19 protein-coding genes are annotated in these 21,261 nt (G+C 60.0%); 9 read left to right on the top strand and 10 right to left on the bottom strand.

The genetic code is table 11. The features are described from left to right. Positions 1-93: 93 nt before the first annotated feature. Genes PL597_RS02540 through PL597_RS02525 form a run of 4 tightly spaced genes read right to left on the bottom strand, consistent with a single transcriptional unit; the run spans position 94 to position 3,418 of the window. On the bottom strand, positions 94-942 hold the full coding sequence (locus PL597_RS02540; RefSeq protein ID WP_269833372.1) for a phosphatase PAP2 family protein: 849 nt from the start codon (positions 940-942) through the stop codon (positions 94-96). Then, complete coding sequence (locus PL597_RS02535; protein WP_271364533.1) at positions 932-2,440, bottom strand: ArnT family glycosyltransferase; 1,509 nt, start codon at positions 2,438-2,440, stop codon at positions 932-934. The genes PL597_RS02540 and PL597_RS02535 overlap by 11 nt, the downstream gene beginning before the upstream one ends. Then, entirely contained in the window at positions 2,415-2,702 is a 288-nt protein-coding gene (locus tag PL597_RS02530; RefSeq protein ID WP_031233742.1) for a lipid-A-disaccharide synthase N-terminal domain-containing protein, read from the bottom strand. Before PL597_RS02530 ends, PL597_RS02535 begins: the two co-directional genes overlap by 26 nt. 20 nt (positions 2,703-2,722) lie before the next feature. Then, positions 2,723-3,418, bottom strand: a complete 696-nt coding sequence (locus tag PL597_RS02525) for a glycosyltransferase family 2 protein (RefSeq protein WP_271364532.1) — start codon at positions 3,416-3,418, stop codon at positions 2,723-2,725. Between the two features lie 342 nt (positions 3,419-3,760). Here PL597_RS02525 and PL597_RS02520 point away from each other — a divergent pair, with 342 nt between their 5' ends. Continuing rightward, positions 3,761-6,025 (top strand): methyl-accepting chemotaxis protein, encoded by a 2,265-nt coding sequence (locus PL597_RS02520; protein WP_271364531.1) that lies wholly within the window; start codon positions 3,761-3,763, stop codon positions 6,023-6,025. A gap of 132 nt (positions 6,026-6,157) precedes the next feature. Here the strand turns inward: PL597_RS02520 and adh are convergent, their stop codons facing one another. The 3 genes from adh to PL597_RS02505 form a co-directional block, all read right to left on the bottom strand. Continuing rightward, positions 6,158-7,675 (bottom strand): aldehyde dehydrogenase, encoded by a 1,518-nt coding sequence (adh, locus tag PL597_RS02515; RefSeq protein ID WP_191217506.1) that lies wholly within the window; start codon positions 7,673-7,675, stop codon positions 6,158-6,160. 173 nt (positions 7,676-7,848) lie between these two features. Continuing rightward, positions 7,849-8,808: a helix-turn-helix domain-containing protein gene (locus PL597_RS02510; protein ID WP_077981636.1), complete on the bottom strand. Its 960-nt coding sequence runs from the start codon at positions 8,806-8,808 to the stop codon at positions 7,849-7,851. A gap of 107 nt (positions 8,809-8,915) precedes the next feature. Beyond that, positions 8,916-10,997, bottom strand: coding sequence for a putative bifunctional diguanylate cyclase/phosphodiesterase (locus PL597_RS02505; RefSeq protein ID WP_142911834.1), 2,082 nt, complete (start codon positions 10,995-10,997; stop codon positions 8,916-8,918). A gap of 302 nt (positions 10,998-11,299) precedes the next feature. Between PL597_RS02505 and PL597_RS02500 the strand changes: the two genes are divergently transcribed. The 5 genes from PL597_RS02500 to PL597_RS02480 all read left to right on the top strand — a co-directional run bounded on the left by PL597_RS02500 (position 11,300) and on the right by PL597_RS02480 (position 16,600). Next, a complete protein-coding gene (locus tag PL597_RS02500; RefSeq protein ID WP_077981585.1) occupies positions 11,300-11,908 on the top strand; it encodes a 50S ribosomal protein L25/general stress protein Ctc in 609 nt (202 codons plus the stop codon). A 308-nt stretch (positions 11,909-12,216) separates the two neighbouring features. Next, positions 12,217-14,604 (top strand): EAL domain-containing protein, encoded by a 2,388-nt coding sequence (locus tag PL597_RS02495; RefSeq protein ID WP_271364530.1) that lies wholly within the window; start codon positions 12,217-12,219, stop codon positions 14,602-14,604. A gap of 17 nt (positions 14,605-14,621) precedes the next feature. Beyond that, on the top strand, positions 14,622-15,335 hold the full coding sequence (locus tag PL597_RS02490) for a substrate-binding periplasmic protein (RefSeq protein ID WP_269823766.1): 714 nt from the start codon (positions 14,622-14,624) through the stop codon (positions 15,333-15,335). An 88-nt stretch (positions 15,336-15,423) separates the two neighbouring features. Next, a complete protein-coding gene (pth, locus tag PL597_RS02485) occupies positions 15,424-16,140 on the top strand; it encodes an aminoacyl-tRNA hydrolase (protein WP_077981582.1) in 717 nt (238 codons plus the stop codon). Between the two features lie 7 nt (positions 16,141-16,147). Continuing rightward, positions 16,148-16,600 carry a GNAT family N-acetyltransferase gene (locus PL597_RS02480; protein WP_142911732.1) on the top strand — a complete coding sequence of 151 codons (453 nt, stop codon included), beginning with the start codon at positions 16,148-16,150 and terminating at the stop codon, positions 16,598-16,600. Positions 16,601-16,603: 3 nt separating this feature from the next. Here the strand turns inward: PL597_RS02480 and clpS are convergent, their stop codons facing one another. Then, positions 16,604-16,918, bottom strand: coding sequence for an ATP-dependent Clp protease adapter ClpS (clpS, locus tag PL597_RS02475; protein WP_373692756.1), 315 nt, complete (start codon positions 16,916-16,918; stop codon positions 16,604-16,606). A 238-nt stretch (positions 16,919-17,156) separates the two neighbouring features. On the opposite strand from clpS, the gene ychF reads away from it, so the two are divergent. From ychF to PL597_RS02460, 3 genes are all read left to right on the top strand, one after another. After that, positions 17,157-18,260 carry a redox-regulated ATPase YchF gene (gene ychF, locus PL597_RS02470; RefSeq protein WP_035260423.1) on the top strand — a complete coding sequence of 368 codons (1,104 nt, stop codon included), beginning with the start codon at positions 17,157-17,159 and terminating at the stop codon, positions 18,258-18,260. Positions 18,261-18,559: 299 nt separating this feature from the next. Beyond that, complete coding sequence (locus PL597_RS02465) at positions 18,560-19,033, top strand: MaoC family dehydratase (protein ID WP_080790123.1); 474 nt, start codon at positions 18,560-18,562, stop codon at positions 19,031-19,033. Next, positions 19,030-19,497: a MaoC family dehydratase gene (locus PL597_RS02460; protein ID WP_271364529.1), complete on the top strand. Its 468-nt coding sequence runs from the start codon at positions 19,030-19,032 to the stop codon at positions 19,495-19,497. The genes PL597_RS02465 and PL597_RS02460 overlap by 4 nt, the downstream gene beginning before the upstream one ends. 44 nt (positions 19,498-19,541) lie before the next feature. On the opposite strand, the gene PL597_RS02455 is transcribed toward PL597_RS02460, so the two are convergent. Both PL597_RS02455 and PL597_RS02450 read right to left on the bottom strand, forming a co-directional pair. Then, positions 19,542-20,084: an adenine phosphoribosyltransferase gene (locus PL597_RS02455; RefSeq protein WP_077981577.1), complete on the bottom strand. Its 543-nt coding sequence runs from the start codon at positions 20,082-20,084 to the stop codon at positions 19,542-19,544. 252 nt (positions 20,085-20,336) lie between these two features. Beyond that, positions 20,337-21,248, bottom strand: a complete 912-nt coding sequence (locus PL597_RS02450) for a cytochrome c1 (RefSeq protein ID WP_077981634.1) — start codon at positions 21,246-21,248, stop codon at positions 20,337-20,339. Positions 21,249-21,261 lie beyond the last annotated feature (13 nt).

The raw sequence follows: 21,261 nt of genomic DNA, 5'->3' as shown, positions 1-21,261 counted from the left end.
AGGCCGCGGATCCCCGGGACAAGTACGAGGGTGGCGCAGGAGTATCTGGCGCGCTCGCCATTCACCTCATTGAAGCGAACTTTGAAGTTCCTCTTAAGACGATGCCGCACCCGCGTCCGGCGGCCGCTGCAGACGTGAGGCTGCAGCCTTGATTTTCGGCCACCAGCGCCGAAGCCGCGTGTAGACAGCATGGCGACCATTACGCCAGATGCTGACCGTATCGGCTCTGACCGCATTGACGGTGAACAGGTGACGGTGACGGTTTACCGCCAGCAGCCGATAGAGGAACAGGGTCGTCAAGGCGGAAAACAGGATCGACATCACCACATCGCTGAGGAAATGTCCGCCGGCCGCAATGCGCAAGCCGGACATAAGGACGATCATGCCGGCGGCGATGCTTCCCATCGCCAAGCGTCCGCGCCGTTGCAGCCGGGGCCAGACGAGCACGCAGAGCGGCAGGAAGAAACTGGCGATCAGCGCGGTTTCGCCGGAAGAAAACGAGCAGTTCGAATAACATTGCGCACTGTACTGGAAAGGCGGCGTGAAAAGCTGCTGACCGCCGAATTCGGTGACGCTGAATGGGCGGGCGCGACCGATAGTCGCCTTCAGCACACCATTGACGAGAAGCCCGGCACAAAGGATCACCGGCCCGCACAGGAAGGCCCACACTCGCCAGCCGGTTCTTTGCAGCGTACCCAGCCGAAGATTGCCGACAAGGATCATGAAAGCCAGAAGAGTGGCAAGCTCCGTACCTTCGCGCAGCGTATCCCGCAACCATTCGGGAAACGGTTCACGGCCGGACCATGGCTGCTCGACGGGCGAGAAAAACAGGGCGGAGAAGCTGAGATCGATGGAGGGAAAGGTCGCGAACAGGATGACGAGCGCCAATGTCGCGAATGTCACCCAGATCGTGATCCGCATATGCGAAAGATCATTGTCCATTGCTGCCCTCCGGCATGCATCGCGGCGGCAGGCGCCAGAGGCCGATTTCCCTGCCCCCGAGGAAGCCCGGCCCGGCGGTCCAGCGGGCGACCGGCGCCTCACCGGCAAGGCACGCCGGCAGGCCATCCGCACTTGCCAGGAACAAGGGATATTTCGCCTCGCCGGGTTTCAGCGGGTAAAGAAGGGCATAATGACTGGAAGGCACGCCGGTTTCGGGCAGTGCGCGCGTCTTCACCTGTTTTTCGTCCCGCAATTGATAAAAGAGCTCGGCGAGTATCGAACGGTCCGTAGCGACAATGGCGTCCGCCCCCGCCTCGCGCGCCCGTAACAGACCGGTCGACACCAGGTCGGCGCGCCCCAGATACCGCTTCATCGCCAGTTCACCACTCGGCAGGCGCAATTGCGTTCCGGCAATGGTCATCAGCGGCAGCGCCACGGCCACGATGCCGCCGAGCACGAGAGTGGACACGATGAGCCAGCGCCGCGACGCCAGGACCGGCACCGCCAGAAGCACGCCGGCCGCATAGGCCCCGACCGCCCAGTTGGCGAGCGCCCGCGACATCAAACCCTGCGCGGTGATCAGCAGAACAATCGGCACCGAAAGAGCGACCAGCGCCCGGGTTTCAGCATTCTTCGCACGAATTGTTGCGACGATCATGCCGACAAAAACGAATGGGCCGACCACGCCCGCCTGGGAGAAGAAGAATTCCAGCGCGGAACCGACCTTCAGCCGGACGCCATGCCAGTTCGCATTATCCGCCGTATGGCGTGCGGTCATGAAATCATGCGCCGCGTTCCACCACAGATTGGGCGCGATGACGACAACGCAGACGAGCGCGGCAAATGCCGCGTCACGCAGCCGGATGCGCCACGCCTCGCAGAGCCAGCCGGCGGCGATGAAGCAGGGCAGAAAATAGATCATCGCATATTTCGACATCAGCCCGAGGCCGAAGCACAGACCGAGGGCGATGCTCCAGCCCGACGACGCCCTGCCCTCGTAGCGGGCGAGCGCAAGCTTGCGCACGGAGATCATCGACAGCACGATGAACAGCATCATCGGTGTATCGGTGGAGATCAGCAGGCTACCGAGCGTTACCGCCGGCAAGGTCAGATAGATAAGGGCGGCCAGGGATGCCAGCCTGACATCATAGATCATGCGGCCGAGGGCAAGGATGGCCGCCGCCGCCACGCCATGCACCACGGGTGCGGCCAGCCGCACCTGAAAAGTGCCCTCGCCGCCGCCCAGAACGGTTGCCGCGCGGATAAGCCAGCCGATCAAGGGCGGCTTGGAATAGGCGCCGAACGCCATCTCCCTGCCCCATAGCCAATATTGCGCCTCATCGACGAAAAGGTCGGTCCGGTTGAAGGCCAGCGCAAGGACGCGCAGCGCCGTCACGAGGACGATCGCCGCGAATGCAAATGTCAGCCACCGACGCTCATCGCCTGCCTGCGCATAAGGCAGGGTCGTCGCCTCATGCATGCTGGCGGCGTTCTGCATGAATCAACCAGAGATTTCGGGCATAGATAAAAAGGCCGGACGCCTGGCCCAGAATGAAGACCGGATCGCGCCGCCAGATGGCGTAGGAAAGCAGCACCAGACCGCCGAGAACGGAAAAATACCAGAACGCCACCGGAATGACCGAGCGGTTTGCCCGTTCCGAAGAAATCCATTGAACCAGAAAGCGCATGGTGAACAGCATCTGGCCCATGAAGCCGGTGCAGACCCACAGAAATTCCTTCCAGCTGTTCACATGCAGCATGGACCATAAAGCCGGTGCGTTCACGGCGATGTCTCCGTTTTGAAAGTTTCAGCCCAGCTTGACCGCTTTCGCCGGCGCAGCAGCCAGGCGACGCCGATCAGATCGTGGATGCCGACAAGCGCGCGGCCAATATTGGTGTAATGGGAATTCCCGTGCAGCCGTGCCCGGTGCGTGACGTCGACATGGGCGACCTGCCAGCCGTCGCGATTGAACAGCGCCGGGAAATAGCGATGGTGATGATCGAAATAGGGCAAGGCGAGATAGGCGTCGCGGCGGAAAGCCTTTAGACCGCAGCCGGTGTCACGCGTGCCGTCCTTCAATATCCGCGCCCGAAGCCCGTTGGCAAAGCGGGAGGAAAGGCGTTTTCCGAGCGTATCGCGCCGGCCGACGCGCTGGCCGGCCACGAGACCGAGCCGGCTGGAGGCGCCGGCGGAGAGAAGCGGCCCAAGAAGTGCCGGCAGATTGTCCGGCGGGTTCTGCCCGTCTCCATCCAGCATGCAAATGACCGGCGCACGCGCCGCCTGCACGCCGCTGTGGATCGCCGCAGACTGGCCGCCCTGGCGATCGTGCCGGACGAGCCGCAGCATCGGATAACGGTCCCCGAGCGCAAGTACCGCGTCGACCGTGCCGTCGGAAGACGCATCGTCCACAACCACGATCTCGAAGGCGCCGACCGGCTGACAGGCGACGAAAATCTCCGCCACGAGCGTTTCCACACTCGCTTACTCATTGTGCATGGGCACGACAACGGCGAAATCCGGCCTCGGTTTCACGCTGGCTCCGTCATATCCGTCTGCATTCAGTCCGCAGACATCATCGATAGTGGCGAGAGAAGGAGCGCGAAAAGCTTGCATGAACATGAACAGCCGTTGATCTTCGCTCGATATGCGCCTGTTCTATTGCAGTTTTATAACGGCACGTTTCGGTGGAACCTCGATTGCTGTCGAAGTTTTTCTCACGGCATGCGGGAAATAATCCTACAATTCGCAACCCTTTAACGCGACCGTAAGCAATTTTTGCCACCGTGCGGCTACGTTTTTTTTGGGGGAGGGAACAGGATGCCGGGTGCAAATCCGACTGCTGTCAAAGCTAAATCATTGTCGATCAAGGCCAAATTCGCAGCGCTCGTCACGGGCGCGACGCTGGTCTCCTGCCTGTCCGTGGGGCTGTTATCCTACGAGATGGGCAAGTCGGGTCTTATAGACGCCAGCGAAATCAGGCTCGAAACGGTTGCAAGCAACCAGTCCAAGCAGCTTGATGCCTATACTCTGCGTGTCGAACAGAGCATCTCCGAACTGTCGCAGAATGCTGCAATCGCACAGGCGCTGGAAACGATGACCACCGTTGTGCCGACGGAAAAGGACGCCATCATCCAGGCTTTCCGCCGCGAGGGCGTTTCCGAGGAGGAGCGCGCCTCCTTCAACGGCGAAGGCCTGCGACTGCTTTACGCCATTCGCCACGCCACCATCAACGCCGCCATCGCCAGCGTCTGGCGCAACACCCGTGTCAGCGACATCTACGTGATCGACAAGACCGGCCTCATTATTTACACCGTGACCAAGGGGAAGAACTTCCTCACCAGCGTGACGGAACCGCAGAACGCTGCGATCAAGGAGCTGTTCGACCGCATCGAGGCCGGCAAGGACGGTGTCGTCAGCACCACCGGCTTCAGCGGTGGGGAAAATGATTCGGCCATGATCGGCATGCCGCTCGCCGTTTCCAACTGGGGCCAGATTCAGCGCAAGGGCGCCGTCATCATGCGCATCGCCGCCGACCGTATCGGCGCCATTGTCACACCCGAAGAAACCGGCAAGACAATCGATGACGCCGTTCTTCTGAGCGCGGATGGCAAACGCCGCGCCGGGGTCCTCTCGGGCGGTGCGGATGCCACCGTTTCCGAGAATCTCGCGGCCCTGTCGGGCGCAAGCGATGCCGGAATGGTGATGGCGCAGACGCCTGCCGGTAACATCTTCTATGCCTATCGCCCGTTCTCCGTTTTCGGACAGAAACATCTTCTGGCCATCGGCCAGCAGGAGAGCAAGGTGCTGGCCGCCGCCAACGATCTCGCCTTCTGGGCAACCATCGCAACACTGGCGGTACTCGCGATCATGACGCTGATCGGTATTTTTGTGTCCGCCAGCCTCACCAAGCCATTGACCGGCCTTGCCGCATTGATGGAACGCCTGAACGGCGGTGATAGCAATATCGAGATCAAGGCCGTTTCCCGCGGCGACGAGATCGGCACCATGGCGCGCGCGCTGGAATCCTTCCGCCAGGGCATTCTGGACAAGCAGCGCATGGAAGAAGAAGCCCATCGCAAGGGCGAGGAACTGGACGAGGAACGCGCCCAGCGCGAGATGGAAAAGGCAAGAAGCGCCAAGGAACTGGAAGAGGCTGTCGACGCACTCGCCACCGGTCTTGCCAATCTTGCGGCCGGCAGGCTCGATCTCCGCATCGACAAATCCTTCGTGCCGTCGCTCGATCACCTGCGCGTCGACTTCAACAACTCCATGGCGGGCCTGGAAGCGACCATCTCCAACATCGGCGAAAGCGCCAATGCCATCCGCTCCGGCTCCGGCGAATTGAAAAGCGCATCGGAAGACCTGTCGCGTCGCACCGAACGCCAGGCCGCAGCCCTTGAGGAAGCGGCAGCAGCGCTCGGAGACATGACGCAGGCCGTCAATCTCTCGCTGTCGCGCTGCAATGTCGCCGTCGAAGCAACGGCCGGCACGATGCAGGACGCCCATAAATCCACCGCTGTCGTGAAAGAAGCGATTGTCGCGATGGAACGTATCGAGACCTCGTCGGCCAAGATCCGCCAGATCATCGACGTCATCGACCAGATCGCCTTCCAGACCAATCTTTTGGCGCTGAATGCCGGTGTGGAAGCCGCGCGCGCCGGGGAGGCCGGAAAGGGCTTCGCGGTCGTGGCGCAGGAGGTTCGTGAATTGGCCCAGAAATCGGCAGCCGCCGCGCGTGACATCACGACGCTGATCGCAACCTCTGCAGGCGATGTGGAAAGCGGCGTGGCGCTGGTGCTGAAGACCGGTGAAAGCCTCGAGCAGATCCAGAAACGCATCCAGTCGGTCAACGACCAGATCGGCGAGATCGCCACCGCATCGCGCGATCAGTCCGGCCGTCTCAGCGAAATCAACGCCTCCGTCAACGAACTCGACCATGTGACGCAGCAGAATGCGGCCATGGTGGAGGAAACGACGGCCGCCGCCTTCTCGCTGTCCAGCGAGGCCGACGGCCTGACCGAACAGGTGGGGCAGTTCTCGGTCGGCAGCCTCCGCCAACAAGACCAGCGTTACGCGGCATAAACCGCAACGAAAAAAGGCCGGAGGCAGAACCTCCGGCCTTTCTGTTTGAAGCCGGGTTCCCAGGGGCCGAAACCCCTGGGAACACGCCGGCGATCTGGCGCCACAGCCCCTCGCCGGCTTCCGGGGAGGACCTCAGAAGAAACCGACCTTGTTCGGGCTGTAGGACACGAGCAGGTTCTTGGTCTGCTGGTAGTGATCGAGCATCATCTTGTGGGTCTCTCGACCGATGCCCGACTGCTTGTAACCGCCAAAGGCAGCACCCGCCGGATAGACGTGATAGCAGTTCGTCCACACACGGCCCGCTTCGATGCCACGCCCGGCCCGATAAGCGATGTTCGTGTCGCGGCTCCAGACGCCCGCGCCCAGACCGTAAACCGTGTCATTGGCAATTTCGAGTGCTTCTTCCACCGTCTTGAAGGTGGTGACGGAAACGACAGGACCGAAGATTTCCTCTTGGAAAATCCGCATCTTGTTATTGCCTTCAAATACGGTCGGCTGGATGTAATAACCGTCCTTCAGGTCGCCCGTCAGCGTCTTGCGGTCGCCGCCGGTCAGAACCTTGGCACCTTCCTTCTTGCCGATCTCCAGATAGCTCATGATCTTGTCGAACTGTTCCTGCGAGGCCTGCGCGCCCAGCATGGTCGACGGGTTGAGCGGATCGTCCTGGCTAATCGCCTGAACGCGCTTGATCGCCTTTTCCATGAAGCGGTCATAGATCGATTCATGCACCAGCGCACGCGAGGGGCAGGTGCAGACTTCGCCCTGGTTCAGCGCGAAGAAGGCAAAACCTTCGAGCGCCTTGTCGAGGAAGGCATCGTCCTCGTTCATCACGTCGGCGAAGAAGATGTTCGGCGACTTGCCGCCCAGCTCCAGGGTGATGTTGGTGACGTTGTCAGCCGCATACCGCATGATTTCCTTGCCGACCGATGTCGAACCGGTAAACGCGATCTTGGCGATGCGGTTGCTCTGCGCCAGCGGCTTGCCGGCTTCAAGGCCCGTGCCGTTGACGATGTTGAGAACGCCGGGCGGCAGCAGATCTTCAATCAGTTCCATCACGATGAGAATCGAGGCCGGTGTCTGTTCCGCAGGCTTCAGCACCACGCAATTGCCGGCAGCAAGCGCAGGCGCCAGCTTCCAGGCAGCCATCAGGATCGGGAAGTTCCACGGAATGATCTGGCCGACGACACCGAGCGGCTCATGGAAGTGATAGGCGACCGTATCGTTGTCGATTTCGCCGATCGTGCCTTCCTGAGCGCGGATGCAGCCCGCGAAATAGCGGAAGTGGTCGATGGCGAGCGGAATGTCCGCATTGGTGGTTTCACGCAGCGGCTTGCCATTGTCCCAGGTCTCGGCCCGGGCGATGAGATCGAGATTGTCTTCGATCCGCTGGGCGATCTTGAGCAGGATGTTGGAGCGCTCGGTTATGCTGGTCTTACCCCATTTGTCGCGGGCCTTGTGTGCTGCGTCGAGCGCGAACTCGATGTCGGACGCATCCGAGCGCGGAACTTCGCAGATCTTATGGCCGGTGACCGGCGAAAGATTATCCATGTAGCGGCCGGACTTCGGCTCCACCCACTTGCCGCCAATGTAATTGCCGTATTTCAGCTTGAAGGGCGCTTCGCCCGCTTTCTGCTGAACCTGAATGTTCATGATTTCATCCTCCCTGATGAAAACGATCCTGAGCGGACCGCATGGGAGGAAGGTGGGCCTAGATGATGCGGTTCGGTAGAGGGGCGGCGCCGTTCCGCAGCGCACATTGTCTCACATCTGCGACAAAGACGCCGCGATCCGGCATGATCGGCCGGATCGCAACCGCGAGGACCTTAGTGCACGCCGAATTTCTTCATCTTGCGGTGAAGCGTGGCGCGGCTGATGCCGAGCAGCGAGGCCGCCTGCGTGACATTGCCGTTGGTGCGCGACAAGACGCGGCGAAGCGCCGAACGTTCCGCTTCCGCAAGGTCTGAACCGCTGTCGTGGCGCTGTTCCTGAAGAACATCCGCGGCGGGCAGTCCCTGCGCGATCCGGGCATCGTCCAGCTTCAGCGCAAGGCGTGCGGCGCGGGTCGCCCCCAGCACGAGATCGTCCTGATCCACGGCAAGCAGCGAAAGCGCCGCCCCGAAACCGCTCGGCACGACAACGATGCGCGCACCCGGAAAGGCCCGGCGGAAAAGATTGCCCTCGATTCGCTGCGCCGCATCCTTCACCGCCTGGGTGACGAAGGAGAAGGTCATCTCGTTGATATCGTCACGGCAGGTGGAAATATCGAGGGCGCCGGTCACCCGGCCGGTATGGTCACGGATGGGCGCTGTCGTGCAGCAGAGTTCGGTATTCGACGTGAAGAAATGCTGATCGCGGTAGACCACCACCGAGCGCTCATCAACGAGCGCCGTACCGATGCCATTGGTGCCCACGCTCGCTTCGCTCCAGACCGCCCCGGACCAGAGACCAAGCGCTCGGAAATCACGATCATCGCCCGAGGCACCACGCCGCTCCAGCGCAACGCCCTGCGCGTCGGTCAAAAGCAGGCAGCAGCCGGATTTGCCGACGCTTTGGAAAATGCGGTCGAGTTCATCCGTGCTTTCGGCAATCAGGCCAGCCGCACTCTCACGGGCGCGGCGGAATTCAACCTCGCTAAGAAAGATCGGCTTGCGGTTTTCCTCGGGTGCAAGGTGATGTTTGACCATGCAGCGACGCCAGGAGGCCACAATCGGAGAACTTGCGGCGGCAGAACGGTGTCGCGCGGTTTCATACACGCGTTCCGCATGGGCGATGTCTGTCGGCATACGCTCCTCCCAAAGCTTTTGTGCGATGGTGCGCTGGAAGCGGCCATGTTTCAACAAAAAATTTCGAGGCTGGCCTTGCCGGGCGCAAGCGTGGCTGCGCCAGACTGTCAGACGGCCTTGAAATAACGCCGGCCGGCGGTCACTTCCGTTTCGTCCTCGGCCGAGAGGAAGGTGTCGTCCACGAGATTGGCAATCGAGGTCAGCGGACCGGGCTTGCCGAAAAAGAAGCCCTGAACCTGCAGGCAGCCTTCACGCCGCAGGAACTCGATATGGGCCTTGGTTTCGACCCCTTCCGCAAGCACCGGAATATTGAGGCTGTGCGCCAGGATGAGCGTCGAGCGAACGATCGCCTCCGACTGCACGTTGGTCGAGAGGCCGTCAATGAAGGCACGGTCGATCTTGATCTTGTCGAAGGGGAAGCTCTGCAGGGTCGAAAGCGAGGAATAGCCCGTGCCGTAATCGTCCATGGCGATCTTGACGCCGAGCGCCTTGAGTTTGCGGATGGTGACGAGCGCGTGGCGATGATCGGCTATGATGCTGCCTTCGGTGATTTCAAGCTCCAGCCTCTCCGGAGCAAGCCCGGTTTCGGCAAGAATTCTCTCAACCTTGTCGGGGAAATCGTTGTCCGCAAGCTGCTGCGGCGCGACGTTTACGGCAATGGCGAGTGACTTTTTCCACCTCGCCGCCTGCGCGCATGCCTCTCTCAGAACCCACTCGCCCAGTTCGACGATGAAGCCGGTCTGTTCGGCGATCGGAATGAATTCGACGGGAGAGACCATGCCGCGTTCGGGATGGTTCCAGCGCAAAAGCGCCTCGAAACCGACGATGCTGCCGCTTTTGGTGTCGTTTTGCTGCTGGTAATAAAGCTCGAACTCATTGTTGGCGAGGCCGCTGCGCATGGCGATGGCAAGTGCATTGCGCTCGCGCGCGGCCTCGTCCATGGATTTGTCATAGAAGCAGATCGTGTCCGAAGTACCGCTTTTTGCCCTGTACATCGCAACATCCGCCTGCGCCATCAAGGTATCGGCATCGATAGCACCGGTGTTACGCACAGAGATGCCGACGCTGGCGCCGACAGAAAATGTCTGGCCGTTCCACTCGACCGGCCTGCTGATTTGCTCGATCAGTCGTTGCGCGAATTCTGCCCCATCGGCCCGGGTGTAATAGGAATGGGTCATCGCCACGAATTCATCGCCGCCCATGCGCGCCAGGAACTCCCCGGCCTTCAGCACGGAACTCGCGCGGTCTGCGATGGCGCGCAGCACAGCGTCACCCGCCGCATGGCCATGCACGTCGTTGATTTCCTTGAAACGATCGAGATCGATCGACAGAAGCGCGGTATGCGCGCCTAACGAAATATGGAGTGTGCGGCGATTGAGATGTTCGATAAAGGCCGCCCGGTTGGGAATGCCCGTTAGCGGATCGTGCAACGAAAGATGACGATAGCGCGCGACCGCCTGCTGGGTGGACTGGGCATCGATGACATAGGTGGAAAGTCCGAGCGCCAGAAGCAGCAGCGTCACGGCGATTGCGCCCCCGCCCATGATGGCCGGCGGCAGCAGATTTTCCGGAATGACGATGCGCGGATCGAAAGCGAAGGACATGGAAGCCATGCCGGTATAGTGCATCGACGCAATGGCGAGGATGAGAAATGTCACCGCGCCATATTGGCAGAAGCGGTTGAGGGGCCGGGCAATGCGATTGACTGCAAGGGCGCCAAGCACTGCCCCGAGCAACAGCGAAGCGATGACATAAGCCTGATCCCAGAAGATCATGCCTTGAACATTGTAGGCCGCCATGCCTGTATAATGCATTGCCGCAATGCCGAGCCCGAGGATCATGCCGCCGGCTTCCACCAGCACGCTGCGCCCTCCATAGGCGGAAATGCCGAAGCCGGCAGTCGTTGTGGTAATGGCGATCAAAAGGGACAGCCCGGTCAGATAAGGATCATACCCCACCTCACCGGCCGCGACGTATCCCAGCATCGCCACGAAATGGGTGGTCCATATCGCCGCCCCGCCATTGACGCCCGCCAGGAACAACCAGTTGACCTTCTGCACACCCGTCGCCAGACGCGCTTTCGAAAAAAGGCGCATCGAAACGAAACTGCCCAGCATGCAGACGAAGACTGCTGCGGCAGTGTATCGATAGTCGTGATCTATGGTGAGGCACTCGAGAACTTTGAGCATTGTCATCTACGCAATTGGAATTTTGCATAGCCTTATCATTCGCCAAGTTTTCACCGGGTTTATGTGCATGGATAAGCATATATTAAAGGTTGCAACAAACAGGTGAATTAGTGAACTCTAATAAAATTACAAAGCGTCAGCAGCCAAAACCTGGCCACTCTTGTCTTTGTCTGCCGTTTGTATTATAGCGCCCGCACCCGTGTAGACACCCTTGGAGGCAACGCGGGTGGGATGGTGCTTGCACCTCCCCAGTTCAGCGCCCGCGGGCATGAACTCTCCATATAACCTCGAAAGGAATTGCCATGAGCAAAGAATCGTATGAGCTCAAGGCCGAGGCGCGCGAACGAGTTGGTAAGGGGTCCTCTCGTGAACTTCGCCGCAACGGTTTGATTCCCGCTGTCATCTATGGTGACAAGCAGGCCCCCATTTCCATCGCTCTGTCGACCAACGAAGTCACCAAGCGTATCCACGCTGGCGGTTTCATGACGACGGTTGCGACCATCGACGTCGACGGCAAGAAGATCAAGGTTCTCCCGAAGGATTACCAGCTTGATCCGGTCCGCGACTTCACCATGCACGTCGACTTCCTGCGCGTTTCGGGCAACACGCTCGTCAACGTTGAAGTTCCGGTTCACTTCGAAAACGAAGAAAAGTCGGACATCAAGATCGGCGGCGTTCTGAACATCGTTCGCCACACCGTGGAGTTCCACTGCCCGGCCAACGACATTCCGGAATTCATCACGGTCGATCTCGCTGGTCTGAAGATCGGCGACAGCGTCCACATTTCGAATGTGAAGCTGCCGAAGAACATCACGCCGGTCATCGCCGACCGTGACTTTACGATCGCAACGATCGTTGCTCCGGCTGCTGGCGTCGCTGAAGAAACGACCGAAGAAGCTTCCGAGGAATAATCGGCGGCCGCAAGGCTGGACGACCTTGAAGACAGCTTTGAAAAATGAGGCCCGTTCCGTATTCGGAACGGGCCTTTTAGTTTTCATGAACTTTAAAACCAGAAAGCTCGCCATCCTGACCTGATACGGAAACCGTTTCAGTGTCGATTAACACTTCCATGAAACGATACCCTCGCGCTGTCGTGGAACACCGGCCGGGCTGAGGAAATGCGTGGTGAAACGGGCTTTCGCCGGAAACCCTGCAAAACCCTCCGGGCAGACGAAACGCGGCGCAGCAAGTTTGGGGCAAAGGGTAGCTGCAATTTAACATGGCTCATTCCGTCGAAAGCCGCTTTATCGCGATAGTTTCCGGCGCACTTCTTACAGTGGTCGCCCCGCTCTTCACGCTTTTGCTGACGCTGTCCTATCACGAAGCCATTCGCAGCCAGCGTAACCACCTTGAGATTCTGCTGTCGACCAATGCGCAGGCGCTTGGACGACCACTGTGGGATCTTGATGACGACACCATAAACCAGATTACCGGAACGCTCATTTCCGACCCCGTGATCAGGATGGTCGAGGTCAGGGATACGTCCGGCCAACTCGATGTCGTCCAGACAGCCGGCAGCGACATCATTCAGGATGCAGCCTCGACGACGCGCGAAGTAACCTACAAGACCACGAAGGGCTCCGTCACCGTCGGGCAACTGACGATCTATTACGACAATGTCAGCCTTATGACCTCTTTGAGCCGCACCGAACTGGCTTTCATTACGATTTTCATCCTCGCCGTCCTCACTATCGTTCTCGCCGCCATCGCCGGCAACCGCTTCATGGTCATCCGTCCGCTGATGCGGCTTGCGGCGGCAATAGAAGCGACGCGGCGTCTCGGCTCGCGCCACCACGTCGACTGGCGTTCGAAAGACGAAATCGGCAGGCTGGCGAAAAGCTTCAACGAAATGCAGTCCCAGCTTGAAAAGGAAGAACTGGAGATCAAGAACGCACACGAGCGCAAGACGGAGATCTACAACCGGACGCCCGCCATGCTGTTTTCGCTCGACAGGCACGACCGCATTGCCGCCGTCAGCGACTATTGGGTGCAGGCGACGGGCTACGATCGTTCCCGGATACTCGGCCTGAATTTCGCCGATCTCATCCATCCCGATGACAGGCTTCTGTTCCAGCAGCGCAAGACCGCGCATCCCTTGCCCGATGCCTCGCATAGCGGCATTACCGTGCGTTTCCATTGCATGGATGGCGGCGTCATGGACGCTCTCATCCTGGAAAAGTCTCTTGATTCCGGCGATGCGGCCCATCAGAGCATCTGCCTCTGCGTCATGACCGACGTAACCGAACTGCGCCAGTCGGAAAAGCGCAACCGACAGCAAGCCATTTCAGACCACCTGACCGGCCTCTTCAACCGGCAGGGCTTCGAGGCGATTCTCGACGTGCAGATCCGCGATGCGGATCGCAATGGTAGCGAGTTGGCCTGCCTGTTCATCGACCTCGACCGGTTCAAGGCGATCAACGACAATCTCGGCCACGCTGCGGGCGACGCCGTGCTCAAACAATTCACGCTGAAGCTCGAACCGCTGCTGACGCCGCTGGACAGCGCATCGCGGCTCGGCGGCGACGAATTCGCCATTCTTCTGGCCGGTGACAAGGTGGAAGAGCGCGCCCTGCAATTCTGCGAGCGCATCTGCGCCATGCTGGACACGCCTTTCGAGATTGAAAGCAACAGCATCCGCCTCAGCGCCAGCATCGGCATGGCGGTCTATCCCCTGCACGCCGCCAGCGCCTCCGAGCTTCTGCAGAATGCCGACATGGCGATGTATACCCGCAAGCGCACGGGCAAGAACGGCTCGCAGGTCTTCGACAGCTCGATCATGGACCGGGCGCGCGAACATGCGGAGCTGGAACGGGATATCGCGCAGGCGCTTTCCGAAGACTGGTTCGAGGCCTATTTCCAGCCGATAGAAAACCTCGCCACCGGCCAGACGGCGGGTTTCGAGGCGCTGCTGCGTCTCAACCACCCGGACAAGGGCTTGCTTTCCCCGGCCGCGATCGTCAGCCTTGCGGAAGAAAACGGCACTATCCACCGCATCGGCAATGTCATTCTCGATCAGTCGATCGCCAATCTCGCCAGGCTGTCGCGCCTGCCGGGTATGGAACAGACCTATGTGGCGGTGAATTTCTCGCCGCTGCAATTCGAACCGGGATTGCCGACCCGCATCGCCGGCGTTCTGCACCGCCACGGCATTCTTCCGAAACGGCTGGTCATCGAGATCACCGAAGCCGTTATCATGAAGGACGATCCGCAAATCCGGGCGATCCTCAACGCAATCCACCAGCTCGGCTGCCGCATCGCGCTGGATGATTTCGGCACGGGTTATTCCTCGCTCAGCTATCTCAGCCGTTTTCCGGTCGATATCGTCAAGATCGACCAGTCCTTCACCCGCTCGATCTGCGACGACAGGATGGACATCAGGCAACGCAATCGAATGCTGGTCGAAGGCATCGCGGCCATTTCGCACAAGATGAACTGCGCTGTCATTGCCGAGGGTGTCGAGACGGAAGAACAGAAAGCGCTTCTGACCGACATAGGCGCTGATTTCGGACAGGGATATTTCTTCGCACGCCCGCAACCCGTGGAAAAACTGATCACCTCACTCGACACCGCGTCCGGGCAAGACCGCGCCGCGGCGCGACAAGCATGAACCGCAGGGGGCCAGCCATGGGACTGATCCGCTTTTGCCTCATCTTCCTTGCGCTCGCCACTCCGGCCAGCGCCGCCAAGCTGTTCCTGACCACCGAGATTTATCCGCCCTATAATCTGCAGGCCAGCGACGGCAGCGTGCGGGGTGTCTATTTCGACCAGCTCAGAACCGTGCTCGAGGACACCGGTACCAGCTACGAAGTCGCCGTCATGCCCTGGGCAAGGGCCATCGCACTGGCCAGAACGCAGGCCATGCACTGCGTCTTCGCCGCTGCCAGAACGCTGGAGCGGGAGAAGCAGTTCAAATGGGTCACGCCGATCCATATCGACCGCAACATTCTCGTGGCGCGCCGCGACGCGAATATCGAAGCCTCCAGCCTCGAGGACGCGAGGAAATATCGGGTGGGAACCCAGCGTGGAGATTACACCGAGGCGCTTCTCGAAAAGCTCGGTTTCCCGCAGGTGGATGTCGGCGCGGATTTCGAGATCACCCTTCACAAGCTGAATGCCGGCCGCATTGACCTGATGCCCATGTCGGAGAGCACCTTCAAAAGCCTGCCGGCCGACACGTTCAGGGAAGTGATAACCCTCTCACGGCAGCAGCTTGGCCTTGCATGTAACAAAAGCGTACCAGACGAGGTGATCGCAAAATTGCAGGCCCGGCTGGACAGGTTGATCGCCGATGGAACACAGCAGCGAATATTCGACCGCTACAATCTCGTCAGTCCCTGAACCATCCGAAACTCCATAAAAAGATTGACAGCCGGCGGTTTTCGGGGTGGTGACAACAGCATCATCAGGCAAAACGCGGACATGCCCCATGAAGATCATCGCAGGACTTGGTAATCCCGGTGCGCAATATGCGGGAAACCGTCACAATATCGGCTTCATGGCCGTCGATGCGCTGCAGCGCCTGCCGTCCTTTGCGCCCTGGTCGAAAAAATTCAAGGCGGAGATTTCCGAAGGCGAGATCGGCGGTGAAAAGGTTCTGCTCATGAAGCCGCTGACCTATATGAACCTTTCGGGTGAGTCCGTCGGCGAGGCCATGCGCTTCTTCAAGCTTGCGCCGGCGGACATCATCGCCATCCATGATGAACTGGATTTGCCGGCCGGCCGCGCCCGTATCAAGACGGGCGGCGGCCATGGCGGCCATAACGGCCTGAAATCGCTCGACGCCCATTGCGGCAAGGACTATCGCCGCCTGCGCCTCGGCATCGGCCATCCCGGTGACAAGGAGCGGGTGCACAGCCACGTGCTCGGCGATTTCGCCAAGGCAGACCGGGTCTGGCTCGATCCGCTTCTGGACGCCATTGCCGACAATGCCGCCATGCTGGTGAAAGCCGAGGATTCGCAGTTGATGAACAAGCTGGCGCTAGCTACAGGCAGCAAGCCGGAGTCCGAAAAACCGGCCAAGGCAGCCAAACCCGCCGCACAGTCCCATATCCATCAGGCACGCAACAGCGCCCAGCCGAAAAAGCTGCCGGAAACCGGCCCTATGGCCGAAATGCTAAAGCGTATGTTCAGCAAGAAGGACTAGATCGCGAATGTCTTCGAAGCCCATCGTCCTGCGCGCAGCCGGAGCCGGCGATCTAGCCGGTTTGCTTGAACTCTACCGGGCGCTCAATCCGTCCGACCCTGAAATGACGGCAAAAGAAGCGAGCGCGGCTTTCGCGGCCATGCTCGCCCAGCCCGGCCTGACCGTGTTTCTTGCGACCGAAGGCGAAGAAGCGGTCGCCACCGCCACGCTCCAGATCGTGCCGAACCTGACGCGCGCCGCCCGCTCCTATGCCCTTATTGAAAACGTGGTGACGCTCGAAAACCGTCGCGGCCATGGATATGGTCGCGCGGTGGTGTGCCATGCCGTCGAGGCCGCTTTTGCAGCGAACTGCTATAAGGTGATGCTGCTGACCGGGCGACAACGCCCGGAGGTCCATGCATTTTACGAAAGCTGTGGCTTTGTGCAGAACAAGACGGGTTTCCAGAAAAGGCAGGATTAACGCTCACTCTTCCGGCTCAGTGGTGAACATCAGCGGAAATCCCGCTTCCTTGCCGAGATCGGTCGCTTCCTTGGCCTTGGTCTCGGCGATATCGCGCTCGCAGACAACGACGACCGCACTTCCGAAGCGGTGCGCCGTCATCATCACCCGGTGGCCGGTTTCCTCGCTCATGCGGAAGACAGCTTTCAACACCACGGTAACGAACTCACGCGGCGTATAGTCGTCATTCAGTAGAATGACCTTGTAGAGCTTCGGCCGCTCCAGCTTCGGTTTGACTTTCGGTTTCGGTTTGAGATCGACAGGACTGTCACCCATCATGGTCGCTCGTGCCTGTCGCTCATCGCGGTTGTTCATGGGAAAACCCCGTTGATGACGAAAGATCGGTCGCTTGACCCGCTTATATTGCGCCGCAACCGCGGCATCGGCAACCCTGCCAGAAATTCCGCACCATTAACGGGGCTTTGCCCGCACAAATCCGCCCGCGGGCTTGACCTTGCCCTGCCGTTTCCGCAAAAGGCTCCTCAACGAATTCTTTCAAACGGGCAGGTTTCAAGCCATGGGCTTCAAATGCGGTATCGTTGGATTGCCAAATGTCGGCAAGTCCACTCTCTTCAACGCGCTGACGAAAACGGCAGCGGCGCAGGCGGCCAACTATCCCTTCTGCACCATCGAGCCGAATACCGGCGAAGTGGCGGTTCCGGATGCGCGCATGAAAATCCTCGCCGACATTGCCGGCTCGAAGGAAATCATCCCCACCCGTATCTCCTTTGTGGATATTGCCGGCCTGGTGCGCGGCGCATCGAAAGGCGAAGGCCTCGGCAACCAGTTCCTCGCCAATATCCGCGAAGTGGACGCCGTGGTGCACGTTCTGCGCTGCTTCGAAGATGACGACATCACCCACGTCGAAGGCCGCATCAACCCCGTGGCCGACGCCGAGACCATCGAGACCGAGCTGATGCTTTCCGATCTCGAAAGCCTTGAGCGCCGCACGGAACAGACCCGCAAGCGCGCCACCGGCAAGGATAAGGAATCGCTGGCGCAGCTGCCGCTGATGGAGGCCTCGCTGAAGCTTCTGAACGAAGGCAAGCCGGTCCGCACCCTGCTCTCCACGCTGGATGCCGAGGAGCTGCGCATCCTTCAGGGCCTCAACCTCCTGACCGCGCATCCGGTCCTCTACGTCTGCAACGTCGCCGAAAGCGACGCCGTCGACGGCAACGAACACACGAAAGCCGTTGCCGAAATGGCCAAGGCCCAGGGCGCCGAATCCGTCGTCATCTCTGCGGCGATCGAATCCGAAGTCGCGCAGCTTCCCGATGAAGAGGCGAAGGAGTTCCTTTCGGCCCTCGGGCTCGAGGAAGCAGGCCTCGACCGCCTGATCCGCGCAGGCTACAAGCTGCTCGATCTCATCACCTATTTCACCGTCGGCCCGAAGGAATGCCGCGCCTGGACGATTGAGCGCGGCACCAAGGCCCCGCAGGCCGCCGGCGTCATCCACTCCGATTTCGAACGCGGCTTCATCCGCGCCAACACCATCGCTTACAACGACTATGTCGCCTTCAAGGGCGAAGTCGGTGCGAAGGAAGCCGGCAAGGCTCGCGACGAAGGCAAGGAATACGTGGTTCAGGACGGCGACGTCATCCACTTCCGCTTCAATACCTGATCTGGCCTTTGGCGGCCTCGATAGGGTCGCTGAGAAGGGTAAGCCGAACATCGCGGCACGGTTTCTTCTCCCCGCCGGGGAGAAGGTGGCCCGAAGGGTCGGATGAGGGGGCAACGTTGCCGAATATCTCTACCCTAGCCCCCTCATCCCGCTGCCGCGACCTTCTCCCCTCGGGGAGAAGAAACAAGCGGCAGCCGCCTCGCCCCATTCCTCTGCATTGCATCCTCGATTTGACCTTTACGTAAAGGGAAAAATCATTTTAGATGCAGCCGATATTGACTGTGCGAAGGGAGGACGCCATGACGCCGGTCGCGACTTATGCCTATGAGGATTTTCCCGTCGGACAGGAATTTCCCCTTGGACCGCAATCGATTTCCGCAGAGCAGATCGTTGCTTTTGCGAGTGAATTCGACCCCCAACCCATGCACCTGTCCGAAGAGGCCGGACGCCAGAGCATTCTCGGCGGGCTAGCGGCTTCCGGCTGGCACACTTGCAGCCTGCTGATGCGGATGATGGCGGACAGCTACATTTCGAACTCGACCTCGGAGGGCAGCCCGGGCATCGATTTCGTTGACTGGAAAAAACCGGTTTTGGCGGGCGATACGCTTGCGGGAAAATCCATTGTTCTGGAACAGCGGCCCTCCGCGTCGCGCCCCGGCATCGGCCTCGTGAAACTACGCCACGAGCTTTATAACCAACACGGCGTCCTGGTATCGCACGGCGAAAACACCGTGATGTTCCGCATGCGCGACAATGGGGGCGCTGCAGCATGAAACTGGCAGAACTTTCTCCTATCGGCGAACGCGTCACACTCGATACGCTGCATTTCTCCGCCGAAGACATCACCCGTTTCGCCCGCGATTTCGATCCGCAGCCCTTTCATCTCGACGCGGAAGCCGCAAAGAACAGCATTTTCGGCGGTCTTTGCGCTTCCGGATGGCACACAGGTGCTGGCTGGATGAAGTGCTTCCTCTCCCACTGGGCCAAGGAGGTGAACAGGCTGAAACTACAGGGCCTTGAGCCGCCCAAACTCGGCCCCTCGCCCGGCTTTCGAGAACTGAAATGGAAAAAACCGGTCTTTGCCGGAGACGATGTCACCTATTTCGTGACCCTGCTCGACACCCGGGCGCTGGAATCCAGAGCCGGCGTCTGGCTGAACACTACATTTAACGAGGGCGTCAACCAGTCAGGAGAAACGGTGCTGACCTTCCGGAGCGGGGTTCTGGAATTCGAATAGAATGAGCGCCGGGGCAATAGCGTCACCATTGCCCCGCTACCATCTCAATGGCCGGAAAATTCCACCAGCGTCCGCACCTCGACACCAAGGTTTTCCAGCTTCTTGCGGCCGCCAAGATCGGGCAGATCGATGACGAAGCAGGCGGAAACGATCTCCGCTCCCATCTGCCGCAACAGCTTGACCGCACCTTCAGCGGTGCCGCCCGTGGCAATCAGGTCGTCGACCAGAATGACCTTCTCACCCGGCTGGACCGCGTCCACATGCATTTCCATTTCGTCCACGCCGTATTCAAGGCTGTAGGCGACGCGGACGGTGGTGTGCGGCAGCTTGCCCTTCTTGCGGATGGGCACGAAACCGGCCGATAGCTGATGCGCCACCGCCCCTCCCAGAATGAAGCCACGTGCTTCCATGCCGGCGATCTTGTCGATCTTCGTACCCGCATAGGGCTGCACGAGTTCGTCCACGGCGCGGCGAAAGGCGCGCGGGTTGCCGAGCAGTGTCGTGATGTCGCGGAAGATGATGCCCGGCTTCGGATAGTCGGGAATGGAACGGATGGCAGCGGAAAGCTCCGAAGCGATAACGGTCATGGTATTTCCAGTTGAGATAAGGGAAATGGATCAGAAGGTTCAGGCCACCCTATCAACTTGGCGGCTGCGGACCAACTAAAAAGGACCCGCGCTCATTCCCTGGCATTGCTGTGACCCGCGCTCCGGCCCTGCGGCGTCTCTCAACCGGGCAACCGATGCTTGCCGTTCACCAGCACCCATGAAAAGGCACCCATGAAAAGGCCCCCACGAAAGACCGTGGGGGCCAATGACTGACAGGCATCTGGATATCGATCAATGTTCCTTGTTGGCGTAGACCGATTTCTTGGTGAGATAGATCAGCGCCGTAAAGATGAACAGGAACACCATGACCATGAAGCCGGTGCGCTTGCGCTCTTCCAGATGCGGTTCTGCGGTCCACATCAGGAACGCCGCCACATCCTTGGAATATTGGTCCACGGTCTGCGGCGCGCCGTCGTCGTAAGTCACCTGATCGGCGCTGATTGGCGGCGCCATCTTCAAGGAGGTGGCGCCGACGAAATAAGGGTTGAAGTGGGTGCCTTCAGGCACGGTGTAGTCCGAACCATCCGTGTTTTTAATGCCGGCCGGCGCGTCCTGATAACCAGTCAGCAGCGCGTGGATGTAGTCCGGCCCGCCTTCCTGATAACCGCCGATGATCGGGATCATGTCGATGATAAATTGCGGGAAACCGCGCTCTACGCCGCGCGCCTTGGCGAGCAGCGACATGTCCGGCGGGGCCGCCCCGCCATTTGCGGCTGCCGCCGCCTCATGGTTCGGGAAAGGCGAAGGGAAATGATCGGAAGGTACGGCCTTGCGATTATACATTTCACCATCGGCATTCGGCCCGTCCTGCACTTCGTACTCAGCCGCGAAAGCCTTCACCTGGTCGTCCGAATAGCCGAGGTCACCCAGTGTGCGGAAGGAAACCAGGTTCATGGAATGGCAGGCGGAGCAGACTTCCTTGTAGACCTTCAGACCGCGCTGCAGCTGGCCCTTGTCATATTTCCCGAAGGGACCGGCAAAAGACCAGTTCTGTTCCTCGGGCTTAATGATCGGGAAGTGGTTGCCGGCGATAGCATGCGTGGCCTGTGCGGCGAGATCATGGCTCTCTTCCGCCGCCGAAACGACGGTGACGGAACAGCCGATGGCGGCGAAAAGCGCGATGCTTGTTACAAGCTTCTTCATTGTCGTCATCCTT

This window comes from Agrobacterium sp. ST15.13.013, from assembly GCF_027956525.1.
Taxonomy (GTDB): Bacteria; Pseudomonadota; Alphaproteobacteria; order Rhizobiales; family Rhizobiaceae; genus Agrobacterium; species Agrobacterium salinitolerans.
Note: the sequence above shows the minus strand (reverse complement) of the source record. Positions and strands in the feature narration are given on the sequence as shown.